This window comes from Hydrogenophaga sp. GW823-FHT04C09 (genome assembly GCF_058796355.1).
On sequence record NZ_JBXAIO010000010.1, the window covers coordinates 17,850 to 38,003 of the forward strand.

Annotated in this window: 20 protein-coding genes; 9 read left to right on the top strand and 11 right to left on the bottom strand. The window is 68.3% G+C overall.

Translation table 11 applies throughout. The annotated features are described in order from the left end of the window. Positions 1–18: 18 nt before the first annotated feature. A complete protein-coding gene (locus AC1Q9M_RS22720) occupies positions 19–489 on the bottom strand; it encodes a PTS sugar transporter subunit IIA (RefSeq protein ID WP_382153173.1) in 471 nt (156 codons plus the stop codon). A gap of 142 nt (positions 490–631) precedes the next feature. Then, positions 632–961 carry a ribosome hibernation-promoting factor, HPF/YfiA family gene (hpf, locus tag AC1Q9M_RS22725; protein WP_291113681.1) on the bottom strand — a complete coding sequence of 110 codons (330 nt, stop codon included), beginning with the start codon at positions 959–961 and terminating at the stop codon, positions 632–634. Between the two features lie 230 nt (positions 962–1,191). Between hpf and AC1Q9M_RS22730 the strand changes: the two genes are divergently transcribed. From AC1Q9M_RS22730 to corA, 3 genes are all read left to right on the top strand, one after another. Continuing rightward, positions 1,192–2,973: a sensor histidine kinase gene (locus AC1Q9M_RS22730; protein ID WP_492435886.1), complete on the top strand. Its 1,782-nt coding sequence runs from the start codon at positions 1,192–1,194 to the stop codon at positions 2,971–2,973. Between the two features lie 31 nt (positions 2,974–3,004). Continuing rightward, a complete protein-coding gene (locus AC1Q9M_RS22735; protein WP_444687681.1) occupies positions 3,005–4,270 on the top strand; it encodes a patatin-like phospholipase family protein in 1,266 nt (421 codons plus the stop codon). 211 nt (positions 4,271–4,481) lie between these two features. Beyond that, positions 4,482–5,468 carry a magnesium/cobalt transporter CorA gene (gene corA, locus AC1Q9M_RS22740; RefSeq protein ID WP_382153164.1) on the top strand — a complete coding sequence of 329 codons (987 nt, stop codon included), beginning with the start codon at positions 4,482–4,484 and terminating at the stop codon, positions 5,466–5,468. A gap of 6 nt (positions 5,469–5,474) precedes the next feature. On the opposite strand, the gene AC1Q9M_RS22745 is transcribed toward corA, so the two are convergent. From AC1Q9M_RS22745 to AC1Q9M_RS22770, 6 genes are all read right to left on the bottom strand, one after another. Beyond that, positions 5,475–6,167 carry a 5'-methylthioadenosine/adenosylhomocysteine nucleosidase gene (locus AC1Q9M_RS22745; protein ID WP_492436014.1) on the bottom strand — a complete coding sequence of 231 codons (693 nt, stop codon included), beginning with the start codon at positions 6,165–6,167 and terminating at the stop codon, positions 5,475–5,477. A 136-nt stretch (positions 6,168–6,303) separates the two neighbouring features. Then, positions 6,304–7,992, bottom strand: a complete 1,689-nt coding sequence (locus AC1Q9M_RS22750; protein WP_382153161.1) for a long-chain-fatty-acid--CoA ligase — start codon at positions 7,990–7,992, stop codon at positions 6,304–6,306. A gap of 200 nt (positions 7,993–8,192) precedes the next feature. After that, positions 8,193–9,617 carry an NAD(P)(+) transhydrogenase (Re/Si-specific) subunit beta gene (locus tag AC1Q9M_RS22755; RefSeq protein ID WP_444687682.1) on the bottom strand — a complete coding sequence of 475 codons (1,425 nt, stop codon included), beginning with the start codon at positions 9,615–9,617 and terminating at the stop codon, positions 8,193–8,195. After that, complete coding sequence (locus AC1Q9M_RS22760) at positions 9,614–9,937, bottom strand: NAD(P) transhydrogenase subunit alpha part 2 (RefSeq protein WP_382322245.1); 324 nt, start codon at positions 9,935–9,937, stop codon at positions 9,614–9,616. The genes AC1Q9M_RS22755 and AC1Q9M_RS22760 overlap by 4 nt, the downstream gene beginning before the upstream one ends. Positions 9,938–9,952: 15 nt before the next feature. After that, the gene (gene panD, locus AC1Q9M_RS22765; protein WP_291113658.1) at positions 9,953–10,315 is read right to left on the bottom strand and encodes an aspartate 1-decarboxylase; all 363 of its coding nucleotides are present in this window, start codon (positions 10,313–10,315) and stop codon (positions 9,953–9,955) included. Continuing rightward, on the bottom strand, positions 10,312–11,442 hold the full coding sequence (locus tag AC1Q9M_RS22770; RefSeq protein WP_492435890.1) for a Re/Si-specific NAD(P)(+) transhydrogenase subunit alpha: 1,131 nt from the start codon (positions 11,440–11,442) through the stop codon (positions 10,312–10,314). Before AC1Q9M_RS22770 ends, panD begins: the two co-directional genes overlap by 4 nt. 104 nt (positions 11,443–11,546) lie before the next feature. Between AC1Q9M_RS22770 and AC1Q9M_RS22775 the strand changes: the two genes are divergently transcribed. Further along, a complete protein-coding gene (locus tag AC1Q9M_RS22775; protein ID WP_291113652.1) occupies positions 11,547–12,044 on the top strand; it encodes an NUDIX hydrolase in 498 nt (165 codons plus the stop codon). A gap of 77 nt (positions 12,045–12,121) precedes the next feature. Next, the gene (locus AC1Q9M_RS22780) at positions 12,122–13,489 is read left to right on the top strand and encodes a DUF3422 family protein (protein WP_382322247.1); all 1,368 of its coding nucleotides are present in this window, start codon (positions 12,122–12,124) and stop codon (positions 13,487–13,489) included. On the opposite strand, the gene mnmA is transcribed toward AC1Q9M_RS22780, so the two are convergent. Further along, positions 13,486–14,637, bottom strand: a complete 1,152-nt coding sequence (gene mnmA / locus AC1Q9M_RS22785) for a tRNA 2-thiouridine(34) synthase MnmA (RefSeq protein ID WP_492435892.1) — start codon at positions 14,635–14,637, stop codon at positions 13,486–13,488. The genes AC1Q9M_RS22780 and mnmA overlap by 4 nt on opposite strands. A gap of 79 nt (positions 14,638–14,716) precedes the next feature. Here mnmA and AC1Q9M_RS22790 point away from each other — a divergent pair, with 79 nt between their 5' ends. The 4 genes from AC1Q9M_RS22790 (at position 14,717) to AC1Q9M_RS22805 (ending at position 18,273) form a co-directional block, all read left to right on the top strand. After that, positions 14,717–16,132 carry an ethanolamine ammonia-lyase subunit EutB gene (locus AC1Q9M_RS22790; protein WP_492435894.1) on the top strand — a complete coding sequence of 472 codons (1,416 nt, stop codon included), beginning with the start codon at positions 14,717–14,719 and terminating at the stop codon, positions 16,130–16,132. Then, on the top strand, positions 16,129–16,920 hold the full coding sequence (eutC, locus tag AC1Q9M_RS22795) for an ethanolamine ammonia-lyase subunit EutC (protein ID WP_492435896.1): 792 nt from the start codon (positions 16,129–16,131) through the stop codon (positions 16,918–16,920). The genes AC1Q9M_RS22790 and eutC overlap by 4 nt, the downstream gene beginning before the upstream one ends. A 32-nt stretch (positions 16,921–16,952) precedes the next feature. Next, positions 16,953–17,357 (top strand): alternative ribosome rescue aminoacyl-tRNA hydrolase ArfB, encoded by a 405-nt coding sequence (arfB, locus tag AC1Q9M_RS22800; protein WP_382153132.1) that lies wholly within the window; start codon positions 16,953–16,955, stop codon positions 17,355–17,357. A gap of 172 nt (positions 17,358–17,529) precedes the next feature. Further along, positions 17,530–18,273 (top strand): hemerythrin domain-containing protein, encoded by a 744-nt coding sequence (locus AC1Q9M_RS22805; RefSeq protein WP_492435898.1) that lies wholly within the window; start codon positions 17,530–17,532, stop codon positions 18,271–18,273. On the opposite strand, the gene AC1Q9M_RS22810 is transcribed toward AC1Q9M_RS22805, so the two are convergent. Together AC1Q9M_RS22810 and AC1Q9M_RS22815 are read right to left on the bottom strand one after the other, a co-directional pair. Then, positions 18,270–19,637, bottom strand: a complete 1,368-nt coding sequence (locus AC1Q9M_RS22810) for a GAF domain-containing protein (RefSeq protein ID WP_492435900.1) — start codon at positions 19,635–19,637, stop codon at positions 18,270–18,272. The two genes, AC1Q9M_RS22805 and AC1Q9M_RS22810, sit on opposite strands and share 4 nt — an antisense overlap. After that, on the bottom strand, positions 19,634–20,131 hold the full coding sequence (locus AC1Q9M_RS22815) for a hypothetical protein (RefSeq protein WP_492435902.1): 498 nt from the start codon (positions 20,129–20,131) through the stop codon (positions 19,634–19,636). The genes AC1Q9M_RS22810 and AC1Q9M_RS22815 overlap by 4 nt, the downstream gene beginning before the upstream one ends. Between the last annotated feature and the right edge of the window lie 23 nt (positions 20,132–20,154).

Consider the following 20,154-nt stretch of genomic DNA (forward strand, 5'->3'; position numbering starts at 1 on the left):
AGCGTGGCGGCTCAAAATTCAGGCGGCGGCGTGGGCCGACTGCCAGGACGTGATCAGCTTGTGCAGCTCGGCAGCATCGGTGGAGGTCTTCATCTGCTCGCGCAGGGCACTGTCGCTGAGCATCTCGGCGATCTCGGACAGGATTTCGAGGTGCTTCTGCGTGGCCACTTCGGGCACCAGCAGGAAGATCATGAACTGCACCGGCTGCTCGTCGGGCGCGTCGAAGCCGATCGGGCTGGCGAGCTGGAACACCGCGGCCAGCGGCTGCTTGAGACCCTTGATGCGCCCGTGGGGGATGGCCACGCCATGGCCGAGCCCGGTGGAACCGAGGCGCTCGCGCGCGAAGAGGCTGTCGGTGATCAGGGCGCGGTTGAGTCCGTGCTCGGTTTCAAACAGCAGGCCTGCCTCTTCGAATGCGCGTTTCTTGCTGGTGGCGTCAACGCCAACGAGCACTTGCACGGCGGGCAATATGGCGGAAAGTCGGTTCATGTGGGCCCTTTCGGACCGCAAATTATGCCGAGTTGGTGTCCCTTGGCTAGACTGCGGGCACAAAAAAGCCGCTTGACATATCAAGCGGCTTGCTGCAATGCAACATTCTTCACGCTCCCGGCGCCGGGAGCCGTGAGCGGGGTCACATCAAACGTTTGACCGTACCGTGGTGATGGTCTTGCGTCTTGTCCTTGTAGCGCAGCACCTGGCGGTCCAGTTTGTCGGCCAGTTCGTCCACCGCCGCATACAGATCGGCATGGACGCTTTCCGCAAACAGGTCGCGCCCTTTGACGTGGACATTGCACTCGGCCTTTTGTCGCAGGTCCTTCTCCTTGAGGTTGTCCACCGTCAACAGCACCTTGATGTCGACCACTTGATCGAAGTGTCGGGAGATGCGTTCCAGTTTGGTGGTGACGTAACCGCGCAAGGCGGGGGTGACCTCGAGGTGGTGACCGCTGATCGTCAGGTTCATAGATGAGCCTCCATTTGCTCCGGGTTGACACAAGCCGCCTGGGGCAAGACCTCCCGACGGCCACGGGGATGTCTTGAGACCACTATGCCCATGAATGCTCGCCGGCGCAAGCCACACGGGGCAACAAAGCGTGATAAACCGATGAAACGCCGCAGTGCCAGAAGCGTAAACTGGCAGCCACACGGGAGTTGGCACGCGACCGAGGGGTGGCCTCAGGTACGAATTTCTTCATGCCCGACACCGTCGACACGTTGAAGCTGGAACAGCGCCTGTTGCAGGAGCAGGTAAGCATTCTCTTGCGCCACCTGCCGGGCATGGCGGTGGGCACCGTGTTGCTGGCCAGTGGCGCCGCCTGGCTGCTGATCCTGCAGCATCAACCATCGAACTTGGTGCTGGGCTGGTGGGCAGGGATGGCGCTGTATTCGGCCTTGCGCCTGGTGCTGTACGGTGGCCGGCACCGATACCCCGTCACCGACGCCAACGCCCGCCGGTGGGCGCTCGTGCTGGTCGCGGCCTCGGGCGGCGCCGGCCTGATGTGGGGCTCGATCACGCTGCTTTTCTTCACCCCCGATGACCTGTACACGCAGGCCATCATCGCGATCGTGCTGTGCGGCATCCTCTCCAGCGCCACCCAGTCGATCGGATCGTACTGGCCCGCGCACCTGGCATTTGCCATTCCCTGTTCGTTGCCCTTTTCGATCCACTGCCTGATCGCGGGCGGTTCGGCCTTGACCATCCTGGGGCTGCTGTCGCTGCTCTTTCTGGTGTTCACCGCCTCGTTCGCGCGCAGCATTCCCCTGTCGCTGCGGCAATCGATCCACTTGCGCATGGAGAACGAGGCACTGATGGACCACCTCACCCGGGCCAAGGAGCATGCCGAAGCGTCCGAGCGCCGAAAGACGCGGTTTCTCGCCGCGGCCAGCCACGATCTGCGGCAACCCATCCACGCCATGGGCCTGTTTGTCCCCGCGCTCCAGCGCCTGGTGCGGCACGCTCGGCCGTCCCCTCAGGCGCTGGCCGATATCGCCGATCGCATGCATTCGGTGCTGGAGAGCATGGGCCAGTTGCTGCAGGTGCTGATGGAAATCTCCCGGCTGGACTCTGGCGCCGTCATGGTTCGAAGGGCCCCCTGTGCGATCAACCCCGTCCTGTTGCAGGTCGGCGAGGTCTTGCGCGGCCAGGCGAAGGCAAAGGGCCTTCGGCTTCGACTGATGGAAACCCCTCTGTGGGTGCAGGCCGATCCCGCGGTCTTGCACACGGTTCTGCTCAACCTCGTGGCCAACGCGGTGCGCTACAGCGAGCGCGGCGGGGTGCTGGTGGGTGCCCGGCGGCGGGGCGACGAGGTGGAAATTCAGGTCTGGGACACCGGCATCGGCATTCCGGAAAGCGACATGCCCCGGGTGTTCGACGAGTTCTACCAGGCCAGCAATGCGCGCCGGGCATCGGCGCAGTCGCGTGGCTTCGGCCTGGGCCTGTCGATCGTCCATCGCTCGGCGGAGTTGCTGGACGCGCGCCTCAACGTGCGCTCGCGCGTGGGCCGGGGCTCGGTGTTCTCGGTGTTCCTGCCACGCTGCGATCCCGTGATCGAGGCGCCCGCCCCCACCAGGACATCTGCACCGGCTGCGCCCACTCAGGTGGTGCTGGTGCTGGACAACGACGAGCAGGTGGTTCGCGCGCTCACGCATTTGCTGAGCGGCCTGGGCCATCGGGTGCTGGGCGCGCAGACGATGCGCGGCGCCCTCGTCCTGGCATGGAACAACAGCGCCTCGATTTCGCTGATCGTGGTCGACTACCACCTGAGCGAGACCTTCGATGGCCTTCAGGCCATCTCCCGGCTTCGGGGCATTCTCGAACGCGAGGTGCCGGCCCTGGTGATCACCGGCGACGCGAGCGTGCACTTGACAGACGAGGACCTGCGGCAGGACATCACCCTGCTGAACAAGCCCGTCGATCCGCGCGCGCTGCAGCGCTGGATGGCCGAGGCCGCCCCATCGGTCGCGGCGATTGATTAGGATGTGACGATTCACACCTTTCGACACCCCTTTGTCCCTCGACACCCTCATCACCCACAACACGCTGCTGCCTGCGTCACCCGAATACGGTGACGGCGCCTGCGCGCTGGTGCTCATGGGGGGCGGCGCGCGCACCGCGTACCAGGTGGGCGTGCTCAAGGCCGTGGGCGCCCTGCTGGCCACCCGAGCGACCGCGGGCTCGGCGGTGCCGGTCTTTCCCTTTCAGTGGCTGTTCGGCACCTCGGCCGGCGCGCTCAACGCGAGTTACCTGGGCAGCATCGCCACCCAGGGCCTGCCCGCGCTGTCGCAACTGGCCACGTTCTGGAGCGGCCTGCGCTCGGAACGCGTCTATCGGCTCGAAGCGCCCGGCTGGGTGCGAGCGAACCGCGTGGTGGCCGGGCTCACACTGGCGCGGCAGGTGCGCCGGCACCGAGCACTGCTCGACACGCTTCCGCTGGTGGACACCCTGCACCGCGCGATCGACCTGCAGGGCCTGGAACGCGCGCTGGAGCAACGGCTGATCCATGTGCTGGGCGTCACGGCATCGAGCTACACGACCGGCGAGCACTGGACCTTCTGCCAGACCCGGCTTGGCCACCCGGTGCAGCCCTGGCACCGGCCGGGGCGGCGCTCGGAGTTCCAGCCCATCACCATCGAGCACCTGATGGCTTCGAGCGCCATCCCCTTCCTGTTCCCGGCCGTGCCACTGTGGGTGGACGGGCACAAGGAGCATTTCGGCGACGGTTCGATGCGGCAGCTCTCGCCGCTCTCACCGGCGATCCAGTTCGGCGCGCGCCGCATCCTGGTGATCGGTGTCGGCCAACCCCAGCGCGCCGGCCTGGCCGCGCGCAACGGCAGCGAGCCCACCGCAGGCACCATCGCCGGCCACGCCATGGCCAGCGTGTTCCACGACACCCTGCAGGCCGACGTGGAGCAGACCCAGCGCGTGAGCCAGACCCTGGCGCGGCTGCCACCAGCCCTGGCCACCGCCTTGCCCTACCGGCCGGTGGAGGTGCTGGCGATCCAGCCCAGCTTCTCGCTGGACGAGCTCGCGAGCAAGCACATCCGCGAACTGCCCGCGCCCACCCGCAACACGCTGGCGGGCCTGGGCGCACTGGACACGCGGCGCGGCGCGGCCGGCAGCGCAGCCGCGCTGGCGAGCTACCTGCTCTTCGAACCGGGCTTCGTCAACGCCCTGATCGAGTTGGGCGAACATGACGCCTGGCGGCGAAAGGACGAACTGATGCGCTTTTTTGGCGCATCCGAAGACCTCGGGGCCGGCACCGCAGTGCCATAATTCGGCCTGTTTCACACATGGAGACCCGCATGGAAAGCACGCCCCCCAGTTGCGTGCTTTCAGCCACCCCCGCGACCGTCTGAGCGCCGCCCCCGAGCGGCTTTGGGTCAGGCGGCCGGACGGCTGAAAGCAGCACCCGAACCGCCCCCGAGGCCCGCGGAGCCGGCCTCGACCCTTTGCCAGACAGCACGAAACCGCCGGGAGCGCCGTCATGCTCAACGTATTCACCCTGGCCAATGGCCGCCTGTTCCAGGAAGAAATCGAGTCGCTCGAAGAGCTGGCCCGCTTCAAACCCATCTGGGTCGACCTGGAAGACCCCACCCCCGAAGAACGCCGCTGGGTCAAGCAGCACTTCGGCCTGTCGATTCCCGAAGACGCGATGGACGAGGACATCGAGGAATCGGCGCGTTTCTTCGAGGAAGACAACGGCGAGCTGCATGTGCGCTCGGACTTCCTGATCGACGACGACGAAGACCCGCGCGCAGTGCGCGTGGCCTTCATCCTGAACGAGCACAACGACACGCTCAAAAGCCGGGGCGTGCTGTTCTCCATCCACGACGAGGACGTGCCGGTGTTCCGCCTGCTGCGCATGCGCGCGCGCCGCATGCCGGGCCTGATCGAGGACGCCAAGGACGTGCTGCTGATGCTGTTCGACGCCGACGCCGAGTACTGCGCCGACACGCTCGAGGACATCTACGACGAGATCGAGACCGTGAGCAAGAAGGTGCTCGACAGCAACGCCTCGGACAACCTGCTGAGCGAGGCGCTCTCGGCCATCGCGCGGCACGAGGACATGTCGGGCCGCATCCGCCGCAACGTGATGGACACCCGCCGCGCGGTGAGTTTCATGATGCGCAGCCGCATGCTCAGCGTTGAACAGTTCGAGGATGCGCGCCAGATCCTGCGCGACCTGGACTCGCTCGACAGCCACACGGCCTTCCTGTTCGACAAGATCAACTTCCTGATGGACGCGACGGTCGGTTTCATCAACATCAACCAGAACAAGATCATCAAGATCTTCTCGGTGGCCAGCGTCTCGCTGCTGCCCCCGACGCTGGTGGCCAGCAGCTACGGCATGAACTTCGACTTCATGCCCGAGCTGAAGTGGCACTACGGCTACCCGCTGGCGCTGGCGCTGATGGTGCTGTCGGCGGTCTTGCCGATGCTCTACTTCCGCAAACGAGGCTGGTTGAGGTAGACCTGCTCAGCGCTGCGTCAGCAGCGCGTCGATGACCGCGCCGCTGTAGCGGCTCGCCACCTCGCGCAGGAAACGCGGGAAATCCACATGGGCCGCATCGTCGGCCCGGTCCGAGATGGTGCGCACCACGGCCAGCGGCACGCCGTAGTCGTGGCAGACCTGGGCGAACGCGGCGCCTTCCATTTCCACCGCGAGCGCATCGGGCAACGCCCCACGCAGGGCCAGGCTCTCGGCGGTGGTCGAGACGAACCGGTCGCCGCTGATCAGCAGGCCCTGGTGGCAGCGGGGCGTCTCCAGACCAAAGGCCTGCATCACCTCGGCACCGAGGCGTGCGGGCAATTCGTGCAGCACCCGCTCGCTCGCCTGCACGAGCTGCGTGGTCAGCGTGGGGTCGGCATCGAAGCGGGAGCGGCCATAACCCGGCACCTCGTGGCGCGGAAAGAGCGGCAAAGCGTCCATGTCGTGCTGCAGGAAGTGCCGGGCCACCACCACATCGCCCACGTTCACGCCCGGCGCCAGCCCGCCGGCCACGCCGGTGAACACGATGCGCTGCACGCCGAAGCGCTCGATGAGCACAGCGGCGGTGGTGGCCGCCGCCACCTTGCCGATGCCCGAAAGCACCGCCACCACGTCGTGCCCGTGCAGATGGCCACGCCAGAACGCGCGCCCGCCCACCACTTGCTGCTGTTCGTCGGGCATGAGCGCGAGCACGGCGGCCAGCTCTTCGTGCAGGGCGCTGACGATGGCGATGGTGGTCACGGAACGGTCCCTCCTGGACGGGCAAAAGAAAAGGCGGCCGAAGCCGCCTTGCATTGTGGCGCAGCGCGCCGGGGCGTCACTTCTTGTCGCGCAACTCGCGCCGCAGGATCTTGCCCACGGGTGTCTTGGGCAGTTCGGTGCGGAACTCCACCACCTTGGGCTGCTTGTAGCCGGTGAGGTTGGTCTTGCAGTACTCGCGCACCTGCGCCTCGGTGAGGCTCTCGTCCTTCTTGACGATCACGAGCTTGACCGCCTCGCCCGACTTCTCGTCCGGCACGCCGACCACGGCGCATTCCATCACGCCGGGCAACAGGGCCACCACGTCCTCCACCTCGTTGGGGTACACGTTGAAGCCGCTGACCAGCACCATGTCCTTCTTGCGGTCCACGATCTTGAAGTAGCCGCGCGCGTCCATCACGCCCACGTCGCCGCTCTTGAAGAAGCCGTCGGCCGTCATGACCTTGGCGGTCTCGTCGGGGCGCTGCCAGTAGCCCGCCATGACCTGCGGGCCCTTGATGGCGATCTCGCCCGGCTGGCCCATCGGCACCTCGTTGCCATCGTCGTCCAGGCACTTCATGTAGGTGTTGGGCAGGGGCACGCCGATGGTGCCGCTGTACTCGGTGCTGGTGGTCGGGTTGCAGCTGGCCGACGGGCTGGTCTCGCTCAGGCCATAACCTTCGCAGATCGGGCAGCCGGTCTTCTCCAGCCAGAGCTTGGCCACCGCGCTTTGCACCGCCATGCCACCACCCACCGAGACCTTGAGGTTGCTCCAGTTGACGGTGTTGAAGTCGGGGTGGTTGGCCAGGCCGTTGAACAGCGTGTTGACCGCCGGGAAGCTGTGGAAAGTGTGCTTGCTGAGCTCCTTGAGCACGGCCGGCAGGTCGCGCGGGTTGGGGATCAGGATGGTCTTGCCGCCCGTGCGCATGGCCAGCATCATGTTCACCGTGAACGCAAAGATGTGGTACAGCGGCAGGGCGCACACGCTGGTGGGCTGCTCGCCAGCCGGCACCTTCTTCATCACGGGGTCGTTCCAGGCCTCGGACTGCAGCACGTTGGCGATCACGTTGCGGTGCTGCAGCACCGCGCCCTTGCTCACGCCGGTGGTGCCGCCGGTGTACTGCAGCACGGCCATGTCGTCGGGCTTGATCTCGGGCCGCTTGAGCGTGCCACGCGTGCCCTTGGCAATGGCGTCGTTGAAGCGCACCGCCTGCGGCAGGCTGTAGGCCGGCACCATCTTCTTGACGTTGCGCACCACGTAGTTCACCAGCGCGCCCTTGAGCAGGCCCAGCTGGTCGCCCATGGCCGTGAGCACCACGTGCTTGGTCGGCGTGTTGGCGATGCACTGCTGCAGCGTGTGCGCGAAGTTCTCGATGATCACGATCGCCTTGGCGCCCGAGTCCTTGAGCTGGTGCTCGAGTTCGCGCGGCGTGTACAGCGGGTTGACGTTGACCACCACGAAGCCTGCGCGCAGGATGCCGGCCACCGCCACCGGGTACTGGGGCACGTTGGGCATCATGATGGCCACGCGGTCGCCCTTGACCAGTCCCAGGCCCTGCAGGTAGGCCGCAAAGGCCTGCGAGAGGCTGTCGGTCTGCGCGAAGCTGACGTCCTTGCCCATGAAGCTGTAGGCGGTGCGACCGGCGTGCTTCTGGAAGCTTTCCTCCATCAGGTGCACCAGCGAGGGATATTGCGCCACGTCGATGTCGGCAGGCACGCCGGCGGGATAAGCCCCCAGCCAGGGACGGTTGGCCGTCGGTTCGCTCATTCAGAATCTCCTCGTTCTTGTGGATACAACAACCGGGCATTGTCAGTGGGAAGCAAGGCACGGGGCCTCGTGTTTTTCCCTTACGCGGTTCTGACAGCCCACTCTAAAACCCGCGACTGGCTGCAAGCATGCTACAAAAACCGAAGGGCCGGTGTCGCCACGGGCCCTTCGGGTATCGCTCGGAAATGGACGCTTTCGATTTACTCGACGGCCTTGGTCATGTCCTCGACGACCTTCTTGGCGTCGCCGAAGACCATCATGGTCTTGTCCATGTAGAACAGCTCGTTGTCCAGGCCCGCGTAGCCGGCGGCCATGGAGCGCTTGTTCACGATCACCGTCTTGGCCTTGTAGGCCTCCAGGATCGGCATGCCGTAGATCGCGCTGCCCTTCTGCAGGGCGGCCGGGTTCACCACGTCGTTGGCGCCCAGGATGATGGCCACGTCGGCCTGGCCGAACTCGCCGTTGATGTCCTCCATCTCGAACACCTGGTCGTACGGCACCTCGGCCTCGGCCAGCAGCACGTTCATGTGCCCCGGCATGCGGCCGGCCACCGGGTGGATGGCGTACTTCACGGTGATGCCCTTCTCGGTGAGCTTGTGCGCCAGCTCCTTCACCGCGTGCTGAGCGCGTGCCACGGCCAGGCCGTAGCCGGGCACGATGACGACGGTCTCGGCGTTGCCCAGGATGAAGGCCGCGTCGTCGGCGCTGCCGCTCTTGGCCGTGCGCTGCACGCCGCCGCCGGCCGCGGCCGCCGTGGCGTCGCCACCGAAGCCGCCCAGGATCACGTTGAAGAACGAGCGGTTCATCGCCTTGCACATGATGTACGAGAGGATGGCACCGGAGGAGCCCACCAGCGAGCCGGCGATGATCAACATGGAGTTGTTCAGGCTGAAGCCGATGCCGGCGGCCGCCCAGCCCGAGTAGCTGTTGAGCATGGACACCACCACCGGCATGTCGGCGCCGCCGATGGGGATGATGATGAGCACGCCCAGGATGAAGCCCAGCGCGATCACCAGCACGATGTCCATCCAGCTCTGCGAATGCCAGAAGCCGAAGATGAAGAAGGCCGTGGCCAGGCCCAGCACCAGGTTGAGCTTGTGCTGGCCGGCGAAGGTGACCGGTGCGCCCTGGAACAGGCGGAACTTGTACTTGCCCGAGAGCTTGCCGAAGGCGATGACCGAGCCCGAGAAGGTGACGGCCCCGATGAAGGCGCCCAGCGCGAGTTCGATGCGGTTGCCGCCCGGGATCGCTTCGCCCTTGGCGACGATGGCGAAGGCCCAGGGCTCGGCCACCACGGCCACGGCGATGCAGACCGCGGCCAGGCCGATCATGCTGTGCATGAAGGCGACCAGCTCGGGCATCTTGGTCATCTCGACCCGGTTGGCCATGAGCGCGCCGATGGCGCCACCGACCACCAGGCCACCCAGCACCCAGACCATGCCCTGTGCCTTGCCGCCGGAGAGTTCGACGATGAGCGCGGCGGTGGTCAGCACGGCGATGGCCATGCCGGTCATGCCAAAGATGTTGCCCCGGATCGAGGTGGTGGGGTGCGACAGGCCCTTCAAGGCCTGGATGAAGCAGACGCTGGCGACCAGGTACAGCAGCGTGACGAGGTTCATGCTCATTTGTGCGCTCCCTCAGCTGCGGGCGCCTTGCGCTCTTTTTTCTTGAACATCTCCAGCATGCGCCGGGTGACCAGGAAGCCACCGAAGACGTTGACCGCGGCCAGCGCCACGGCCAGCACGCCCATGGTCTTGCCCAGGTGGGTTTCCGTGAGCGCGGCGGCCAGCATGGCACCCACGATCACGATGGCCGAGATGGCGTTGGTCACCGCCATCAGCGGCGTGTGCAGCGCGGGCGTGACGTTCCACACCACGTGGTAGCCCACGTAGATGGCCAGCACGAAGATGATGAGGTTGAGCACGGTGGGGGATACGGCGTCCATAGGAGTCTCCTCGCTTCAGGTTTTCTTGATCTCGTTGATGCGGTTGCCCTCGCCGAGCAACACGACACGCGGCTTCCACTGCGGCACGGCCGCGTCGTCCACCGGGGAGTAGGTGCAGATGATCAGCAGGTCGCCCACGTGCGCCTTGCGCGCGGCCGCGCCGTTGAGCGAGATGGCGCCCGAACCTCGCGCGGCCTTGATGATGTAGGTCGAGAAGCGCTCGCCGTTGTTGACGTTGTAGAGCTCGATCTTCTCGTACTCGCGCATGTCGGCGGCATCCATCAGGTCCTCGTCGATGCCGCAGGAGCCTTCGTAATGCAGGTCGGCCTCGGTCACGGTCGCGCGGTGCAGTTTCGCGCGCAGCATCACACGGCTCATTTGCGCTTGACCTCGCCGCCTTGCGCCATCAGGCAGGCCGCCACGATGTCGTCTTCCATGTCCACGTGCAGCGCACCGTCCTTGTTGACGATGAGCTTGAGGAAATCGAGCACGTTGCGCGCGTACAGCGCCGACGCATCGGCACCGACCATGGCCGCCAGGTTGGTCTCGCCGACCAGCGTCACGCCATGTTTGACCACCGTCTTGTCGGCCTCGGTCAGCGGGCAGTTGCCGCCCACGCCGTCCGCGCCCTTGCCGGCGGCGATGTCCACGATCACGCTGCCGGGCTTCATGGACTTGACCATGTCCTCGGTGATGAGCACCGGCGCGGCCCGGCCCGGGATGAGTGCGGTGGAGATGACCACGTCGGCCTGCGCCACGCGCTTGGCCACCTCGGCCTTCTGGCGCTCCAACCAGGACGGCGGCATCGGGCGGGCGTAGCCGCCCACGCCTTCGGCGGCTTCCTTCTCTTCGGCGGTCTCGTAGGGCACGTCGATGAACTTGCCGCCCAGCGACTCGACCTGCTCCTTCACGCTCGGGCGCACGTCGGAGGCCTCGATCACCGCGCCCAGGCGCTTGGCCGTGGCAATGGCCTGCAGGCCGGCCACGCCCACGCCCAGGATCACCACGCGCGCGGCCTTGACCGTGCCCGCCGCCGTCATGAGCATGGGGAAGAAGCGCTGGTAGTGGTGCGCGGCGACCATCACGGCCTTGTAGCCGGCGATGTTGGCCTGCGAGGAGAGCACGTCCATGCTCTGCGCGCGCGTGGTGCGCGGCGCGGCTTCAAGCGCGAAGGCGGTCAGGCCGGCCGTGGCCAGGCGCTGCAGGCCCACGGGATCGAAGGGGTTGAGCATGCCGACCACGGTGGCGCCGGGTTTCATCAGGGCCAGCTCGTTGTTGAACGGCGGGCGCACCTTGAGCACCAGGTCGGCGCCCAGGGCGCCGGCCGCATCGGTGATCTCCGCGCCCACGGCGGTGTAGGCCGCGTCGGTAACGCTGGCGGCCACGCCCGCGCCCGATTGCACGCGCACGGTGTGGCCTTGCGCCACGTACTTCTTCGCCGTCTCCGGGGTCACGGCCACTCGGGTCTCGCCCACTGTGGTCTCAGCGGGTACGCCTATCAGCATGAATATCTCCTCACCCACAAGTTGAATGTGAAAGTCGGGCGAGCTTACCCGAAAGCGCCCGATTCGGCCCATGCCGGCGCGCCGCAAAGCCCATAATGCGCGCCATGAACACCCGATGGAAACCCAGCGTCACCGTGGCCGCCGTCATCGAACGCGACGGGCGCTTCCTGCTGGTCGAGGAGCACACGGCCGACGGCCTGCGCCTGAACAACCCGGCCGGCCACCTCGATCCGGGCGAAGGCCCGCTCGAAGGCGTGGTGCGCGAAACGCTGGAAGAGACCACCCACGCGTTCACGCCCACGGCCCTGGTGGGCGTGTACCTCTCGCGCTTCCAGCGCCCGGGCCGCGCGGGCCAGCCGGACGAGGACATCACCTACCTGCGCTTCGCCTACAGCGGGGAACTGGGCGAGGCGCTGCCCGGCCGCGCGCTGGACGCCGGCATCGTGCGCACCCTGTGGATGACACCCGAGGAAATCCGCGCCAACGCCGCGCGCCTGCGCAGCCCGCTGGTGCTGCGCTGCATGGAAGACCACCTGTCGGGGCAGCGCTATCCCTTGTCGCTGGTGTTCACCGACCCCTCGGTCGCCCCCTCGGTTCGCTAGGGCCTGTCACCCCTCACGGGGCAGCGGGGGCCACGTCGCTTCGCATACAGTGAACGTCCATCGCCGATGCCCCGCCCATGAACGAATCCCCCGAAACGTCCGCTCCGACCGCCCTGCCCCAGGGCCTGCTGCCCGCCGACGACGCGCTGCGCGCCGAGTTGCACAACGAGGTGCACGCGCGGCCTTCCGCGCGCATCCGGCTGCCCGCGCTGGTGGTGTTCGTCGCCGTGCTCAACGAGGGCGTGAGCCGCGAGCAGGAACGTGAGCACCTGCGCCGGCTGCCGGGCCAGCAGGGCCTCTCGCCCGAGCAGATGCAAGGCAACTTCCTGCGGCTGCGCTTTGGAGAGCACACGCTGAAGTGGGAGCGCCACACCGAGTTCACGCGCTACTCCCTCGTGCAGGCCCTGCCCGCCGAAGCCGGGCTGGGCGCCAGCGATCCCGACCTGCTGGAGGCCCTGGTGACGCCACCGGGCTGGCTGCGCGACATTCCCGGCCGGACCATCGCGGCGATCCAGCTCGTGATGCTGCACGCCGAGCTGCCGGAGCAGACGCCGTCGGCCCAGGCCAGCCTCATGGGGCCGGCCCAGCGCTGGTTCGGCCACCGCACCGTGGTGGCCTCCCAGCTGGGCGGCGGCCACTCGTGGGCGGTGACCGACTTCCACCTGCAGCCCTCGGGCTTCGAACGCGTGCTGGTGATCGCGCCGCCCCACGTCAGCGAAACCCGGGCCGGGCGCATCTCGCAGCGCCTGCTGGAGCTGGAGACCTACCGGCTGATGGCGCTGCGCGGCCTGCCCGTCGCCAAGGCCCTGGGGCCCACGCTGACGCAGGCCGAAGCGCAGCTCGCCAGCATCACCGCGCAGCTGGAAAACAAGTCGGCCTCGGAACAGGATCTGCTCGATCAGCTGGTATCGCTCGCCGCGCGTGTGGAGCGCGCCACGGCCGAGAACACCTACCGCTTTGCCGCGACGCGCGCCTACGACGCCCTGGTCACACAGCGCATCGCCGAACTGCGCGAGCGGCCCATCCCGGGCACGCAGACCATAGGCGAGTTCATGCAGCGGCGCCTGTCACCGGCCATGGCCACCGTGGCCGCGAGCGCGCAGCGGCTCACGTCCCTCTCCGAGCGCGTCTCGCGCACCAGCGCCTTGCTGCGCACCCGGGTGGACATCGTGACCGAGGCGCAGAACCAGCAGCTGCTGGAGAAACTCACGCGCGGCCAGGAAATGCAGCTGCACCTGCAGACCACGGTGGAAGGCCTGTCGATCGCGGCGATCTCGTACTACGTGATCAGCCTGCTGCTCTACCTCGCCAAGGGCGCCAAGGCGGCGGGGCTGCCGATCCAGCCGGAAATGGCGGCGGGCGCCCTGATTCCCCTGGTGCTGTGGGCCGTGTGGCGCACCACGCGGCGGATTCACGCCCGGCTCGGGGCGTCGCACAAGGCCTAAGCCGTCACGGGCCGGGCATTCACCGGCGATGCCTGGAAAGACGCGGCGTCGGTCGTGATCACGCCACCACCCAGGCAGACCTCGCCGTCGTACAGCACCGCGCTCTGGCCCGGGGTCACGGCCCATTGCGGGTCGGTGAAGCCCAGCGCAAAGCCCTGATCGCCCTCGGCCTCGAAACGGCAGGGCGCATCGGCCTGGCGGTAGCGCGTCTTGGCGGCGAGGGTGGCGGCCTCGGGCGCATGGCCGGCCACCCAGCTCGCGTCCTGCGCGCGCAGGCGAGGCGTGAGCAGCCAGGGGTGGTCGTGGCCCTGCACCACCCACAGCGTGTTCTTCTCGACGTCCTTGCGCGCCACGAACCACGGCGCATGCTCGTTGCCGCCCTTCTGCGCGCCCTTCTCGCGCACACCGCCGATGCCCAGGCCCTGGCGCTGGCCCAGGGTGTAGAAGCTCAGGCCCACGTGCTGGCCGAGCACGCGGCCCTTGGCGTCCTTGATCGGGCCGGGCTCCTTGGCGATGTAGCGGTTGAGGAAGTCGCGGAACGGCCGTTCGCCGATGAAGCAGATGCCGGTGCTGTCCTTCTTCTTCGCGTTGGGCAGGTTGATCTCGGCCGCGATGCGGCGCACCTCGGTCTTGGGCAGCTCGCCCACGGGGAACAGCGTCTTGGCCAGCTGCGCCTGGTTCAGGCGGTGCAGGAAGTAGCTCTGGTCCTTGAGCGGGTCCCTGCCCTTGAGCAGCTCGAACGCCCCGGCGCGCTCACGCACCCGGGCGTAGTGGCCGGTCGCGATCTTCTCGGCACCCAGGCGCATGGCGTGGTCCAGGAAGGCCTTGAACTTGATCTCGGCGTTGCACAGGATGTCGGGATTGGGCGTGCGCCCGGCCTGGTACTCGCGCAGGAACTCGGCGAACACGCGGTCCTTGTACTCGGCGGCGAAGTTCACGTGTTCGATGTCGATGCCGAGCACGTCGGCCACGCTGGCGGCGTCCAGGAAGTCCTGCCGCGTCGAGCAGTATTCGCTGTCGTCGTCGTCTTCCCAGTTCTTCATGAAGATGCCGATGACCTCGTGCCCCTGCTGTTTGAGCAGGTACGCGCTCACCGCGGAGTCCACGCCCCCGCTCAATCCGACCACCACGCGCTGTTTGCTTGCCATGGGGCGATTATCCCAGCGTGGCCATCCACCCACGGGTTCCGGGGTGACTGGAGCCGCGCTTGGCCGTACAGTGGGGCGCATGGGTTTTCACCACAGCGTCGGCACACAGAGCCACCGGTTCGACGACCTGCGCACGCTGCTGGCGCGCGCCACGCCCCTGCGCTCGGGCGACCAGCTGGCCGGCGTGGCCGCGGCCAGCAGCCAGGAGCGCGTGGCCGCGCAGATGGCGCTGGCCGAACTCCCGCTCTCGCACTTCCTGCACGAGGCGGTGGTGCCGTACGAAGACGACGAGGTCACGCGGCTGATCGTGGACACGCACGACGCAGCCGCCTTCGCGCCGGTGGCGCACCTCACGGTGGGCGATTTCCGCAACTGGCTGCTGGGTGATGCGGCCAGCTCCGAGGCGCTTGCCGCGCTGGCCCCCGGCCTCACGCCCGAGATGGTGGCCGCGGTGAGCAAGCTCTGTCGCGTGCAGGACCTGGCCCTGATCGCGCGGAAATGCCGGGTGGTGACGCGCTTTCGCGGCACCATCGGCCTGCCGGGGCGGCTCGCCACGCGCCTGCAACCCAACCACCCGACCGACGACCTCGCCGGCATCGCGGCCAGCCTGCTCGACGGCATGCTGCACGGCAGCGGCGACGCGGTGATCGGCATCAACCCCGCGAGCGACAACCTGCCCCAGGTGATGCGCCTGTTGTCCATGCTCGACGAGCTCATCACCCGCTACGCCATGCCCACGCAGAGCTGCGTGCTCACCCACGTGACGAACACGCTGCAGGCGATCGAACGCGGCGCGCCGGTGGACCTGGTGTTCCAGTCCATCGCCGGCACCGAGGCCGCCAACCGCGGCTTCGGCATTCACCTCGCGCTGCTGGCCGAAGCGCGCGCCGCGGCGCTCTCGCTGCAACGCGGCGCGCTGTTCGACGACGGCCGGCGCGGCGAGCACGTGATGTATTTCGAGACCGGCCAGGGCAGCGCCCTCTCGGCCGGCGCGCACCACGGCTGCGACCAGCAGACCCTGGAGGCACGGGCCTACGCCGTGGCACGGCATTTCCAGCCCTTGCTGGTCAACACCGTGGTCGGCTTCATCGGCCCGGAGTACCTCTACAACGGCAAGCAGATCCTGCGCGCCGGGCTGGAAGACCATTTCTGCGGCAAGCTGCTGGGCCTGCCCATGGGCTGCGACGTGTGCTTCACCAACCACGCCGAGGCCGATGCCGACGACATGGACGCGCTGCTCACCCTGCTCTGCACGGCGGGCGTGCACTTCATCATGGGCGTGCCGGGCGCCGACGACATCATGCTCAACTACCAGAGCACCTCGTTCCACGACGCGCTGGCCATGCGGCAGCTGCTGGGCCTGCGGCCGGCGCCCGAGTTCGAGGCCTGGCTGCGGCGCATGGGCGTCACCGAAGCCGGCGACGTGCTGCGCCTGAGCCCCACCCTGCCGGCCGCGTTCGCGCCGGCCATCGCCCGGCTGGGCCGCAGCGCATGAGCGCGCCGGTGATCCCCGCTACCTGGGCGCGTTTGCAAGGCTTCACCGACGCGCGCATCGCGCTCGGCCGCGCGGGTCACAGCCAGCCCACCGCCGCGCACCTCGCCTTCCAGCTGGCGCACGCCCAGGCGCGCGATGCGGTGCACCTGGCCTTCGACCCCGGCGACCTGGCCGGCGCGCTGCAGGCGCTCGACCTCACCAGCCTGCACCTGCACAGCGCCGCGCCGGACCGCGCCGCCTACCTGCAGCGCCCCGACCTCGGGCGGCGGCTGGACGCCGCCTCGCGGGAGACCTTGCAGCGCTGGCACGCCGACCACGCCAAGATCGAAACACCCGACCTGGCCTTCGTGATCGCCGACGGCCTCTCGGCGCTGGCCGTGATGCGCCACGCCGCGCCCCTGATGGCCGCGCTCCTGCCCCGGCTGCGCGCCGACCCCGCCCACCGCTGGACGGTGGCGCCCGTGGCCCTGGTCGAACAAGGCCGCGTGGCCATCGGCGACGATATCGGCGAAGCCCTGGGCGCGCGCACCGTGGTCGTGCTGATCGGTGAGCGCCCCGGCCTGAGTTCGCCCGACAGCCTGGGCATCTACTTCACCTGGGCACCCCGGCCCGGCCGCCGCGACGCCGAGCGCAACTGCATCTCCAACGTGCGCGACGCCGGCCTGCCACCCGCGCGCGCCGCCGCGAAACTGCACGCGCTGCTCGCGCAGGCCCGCCAGCGCCAGCTCACCGGCATCGGGCTCAAGGACGAGACGGACGACGGCCCCGCGACCCTGCCGCCCGGCTGAGTGCGGCATGTGGCGCGTGGCACACTGCGCCGATGCCGATCACCATCGATCCCGCCGAGGTCGAGTTCACCGCCATCCGCGCCCAGGGCGCGGGCGGACAGAACGTGAACAAGGTCTCCAACGCGGTGCACCTGCGCTTCGCGGTGCACGGCTCCTCCCTGCCCGAAGCGGTGAAGGAGCGCCTGCTCGCGCTGAGCGACCAGCGCATCACCACCGAAGGCGTGGTGGTCATCAAGGCGCAGACCAGCCGCAGCCTGGAGCAGAACAAGGCCGAGGCGCTGGAGCGGCTGCAGGCCCTGGTGGACAGCGTGGCCACGGTGCCCAAGGCACGCAAGGCCACGAAACCCAGCTTCGGCGCCAAGCAGCGGCGGCTGGAAGGCAAGGCGGCCCGCTCCGGCGTCAAACAATTGCGCGGTCGCGTGCGCGGTTTGGACTGATGGCGGCCCGTTTTTGACGGGTTAAGGTTTTTTTACGATTCCTTTAAGCGCTATTTAGCGGCGCGGCGAAGCGCGGATTCCTAGACTGACGCTCCATGATTCGCCGCACATGGGGTGCGGCGGTCATCCCGAGACAAGGCCGGGCCATTCGCCTGCCAAAGGAATCCACACCATGCAATCCCACGCCCTCGAAATGGCGCACGTCGCCGCCACCGCCCGCACCGGCCTTGGCCGCTTCAACCTCTATGCCGGCATCCACAAGGCCTTGCGCGCCTTCATGGCCGACACCCTGCTCACGGTCGGCCGCACCGACCCCACCGACGGCGCGGAGTTGGCGCGCACCGTCGCGCAGGTGGTCGAGCTGATGGCGCTGTGCGCCAACCACGTGGCGCACGAGAACGGCTTCGTGCACCCGGCGCTGGAGGCGCGCTGCCCCGGCGTCTGCGCCCGCGTGGCGCGAGAGCACGATGGGCACCTGCACCACATCCAGCACTTGAGCGACGCCGCCCAGGCCCTGTCAGGCTGCGACGCGGACGAGCGCGAAGCCGGCCTGCACGCGCTGTACCTCGCGCTCGCCCTGTTCGTGGCCGACAACCTGCAGCACATGCACACCGAAGAGACCGCGCACAACGCCGCGCTCTGGGCCGCCTACACCGACGCCGAACTGGTGGACGTGCACAACGCCCTGGTGGCGACCATCCCGCAAGCCGAGATGATGCTCGTGATGCGCTGGATGCTGCCCAACCTGAACGCGCCCGAACGCCTGGGTGTGATGCAGGAGATGCGGGCGGGCGCACCGGCACCGGTGTTCGAAGGCATGCTCGACGCCACGCGCGGCATGCTCAACGCGCACAACGCGATGAAGCTCGCGCGCGGGCTCGGCCTGCCGCCCGTGCCCGGCCTGGCCACGGTCTAGGCCGCCACCTCTTCCAGCTCGACCGGGCGCAGCGCCTCGAAGCGGAAACACCCCCGCCCCGTCTTCTGGATGCGCAACTGCGGGCACTGCTCGGCCAGCCGGCGGTGCAGCAACAGCAGGCGGGCCTCCAGGTTGTCGGCCACATCGGGCAGGCGCAGCGAGGCATCGAGCCGCAGCTCGCGGTTGGTGAACTCGCTGCGACCCTGGCGCTGGCCGTCCTGCAGCAGTTTCCACAGGATCGCCCCCGCCACGCCCTTGATCAGGTAGCTGTTGTTGACGAACACGCTGTCGTTGCTGCGGTAGTGCCGCACGCGCAGCGCGGGACCGGCCGGCACCGGTGCCGCGGTGGCGGCGGCGCTCGGGGTCTCCTCTTCGGTGCAGGCCGCTTCAGACGCCTGCATCAGGTCGATCACGGCGCCGAGCTGCCCACCCAGCGCCACCAGCAGGTCCTCGTCTTCGTAGCTGAACCGCAGGTCCAACGGGCTTTCGACGAACAGCACGCCGGTCACGCGGCCGGCCGACAACAGGGGCACGGCCAGCTGGCTGTGCGGCTCGGACAGGCCGGGGTACGGGATGTCGGTGCCGGCCGGGACGCTGCCGTCGCCGCTCACCAGGCTGTCGCGCATGGCCCGGCTGTAGAGGTAGGCGCTGGCCATGTGGCCGATGCGCACCGGCGTGCGCTCGCGCGCGGCGACGCCGATCACGCCGTCGCCCAGGGCGATCTCCGACCCCACGCCCGAGGTGGCGTAACCCCGGCTGGCCACGGTGTAGAGGCGCTGAGAGGCCGCATCGAGGATCAGCAGCATCGCGTGCGGCATGGCCAGCTCGTTCTCCAACACGTCCAGCGTGGCTTCCAGCACCGCGCCCAGGCTGCGCGCGCTCGACAGGCGCGCACTGGCCCGGCGCAGCACCGCGAGCGCCGCCGGCGGGGGAGGCGGCAGCGGCAGCGGTTCGGCCAGCGGCTCCTGCGGCAGCCGCTCCACCTCGATCACCTCATGGATGTCCGAGCCACGCAGGCGGAACACCTCGGCCATGCCGGTGTGGGAGGCGATGCCGGCGAGCTGCGCCTTCATGCTCTCGAACACCGGCCCCTCCTCTTCGGTGCGCAGGTAGCGCAGGTGCAGGCGGTAGAACACCGCGTTGAGCGGGTTGAGCACCAGCAGCGTCGAGCGCGGGTGGGCCAGCAGGTTCTGGCGCGTCTTGTTGAAGAACTGGAACGACAGCGCGACGTGGCCCTCGTCCACGTAATAGACCTGCGAGATGTAGGCCACGTTGGGCGTGCCGTCGGCCGCCGTGGTCGCCACCATGGCGGGAATCACCCCTTCCAGACAAGGCCTCACCTCGGCCAGGTCCACCGCCGTCATGCGCGCCCCGCGATCGGCTGGCCGGCCTTGCTGCCCGGCGTCTGGTCGAAGGCTTGTTCGGGCTCGAACTCGATCGCCACCACGTCGTCGAGGCGGTGCGTGAGCATGGCCCGTGCGTAGGCGCGGTCGAAGCCGAGCAGGGCCAATTCGTGCTCCATGCCGCGCAGGTAACGCTGCAGCACCGCCGCTTCGTCCTCGCGCGCCTCGCGCAGGCGGGCGGTGCGCGTCTTGAGCTGCACGGTCTTGTGGGTGCTGGGCTGGCTGAACACCGCGGCCAGGCGCCCGCTGCGGGCGATGTCGCGCAACAGTTGCGCGGACTGGCTGCGGCACAGGTACACCGTGATGAGGCGGCCTTGCGGCCCGACCTGGCTGCCCACGGCCCGCATGACGCTGGGCGTGAGGTCCGGCCCGCAGCTGCTGACGATGACGGAAACCCCGGCATCCATCATGGCCAGGTGTTCCAGCGTCAGCAGGGGGGAGTGGGGGGGTTCCAAGGGCGGCCACCAAGGGTGCACAG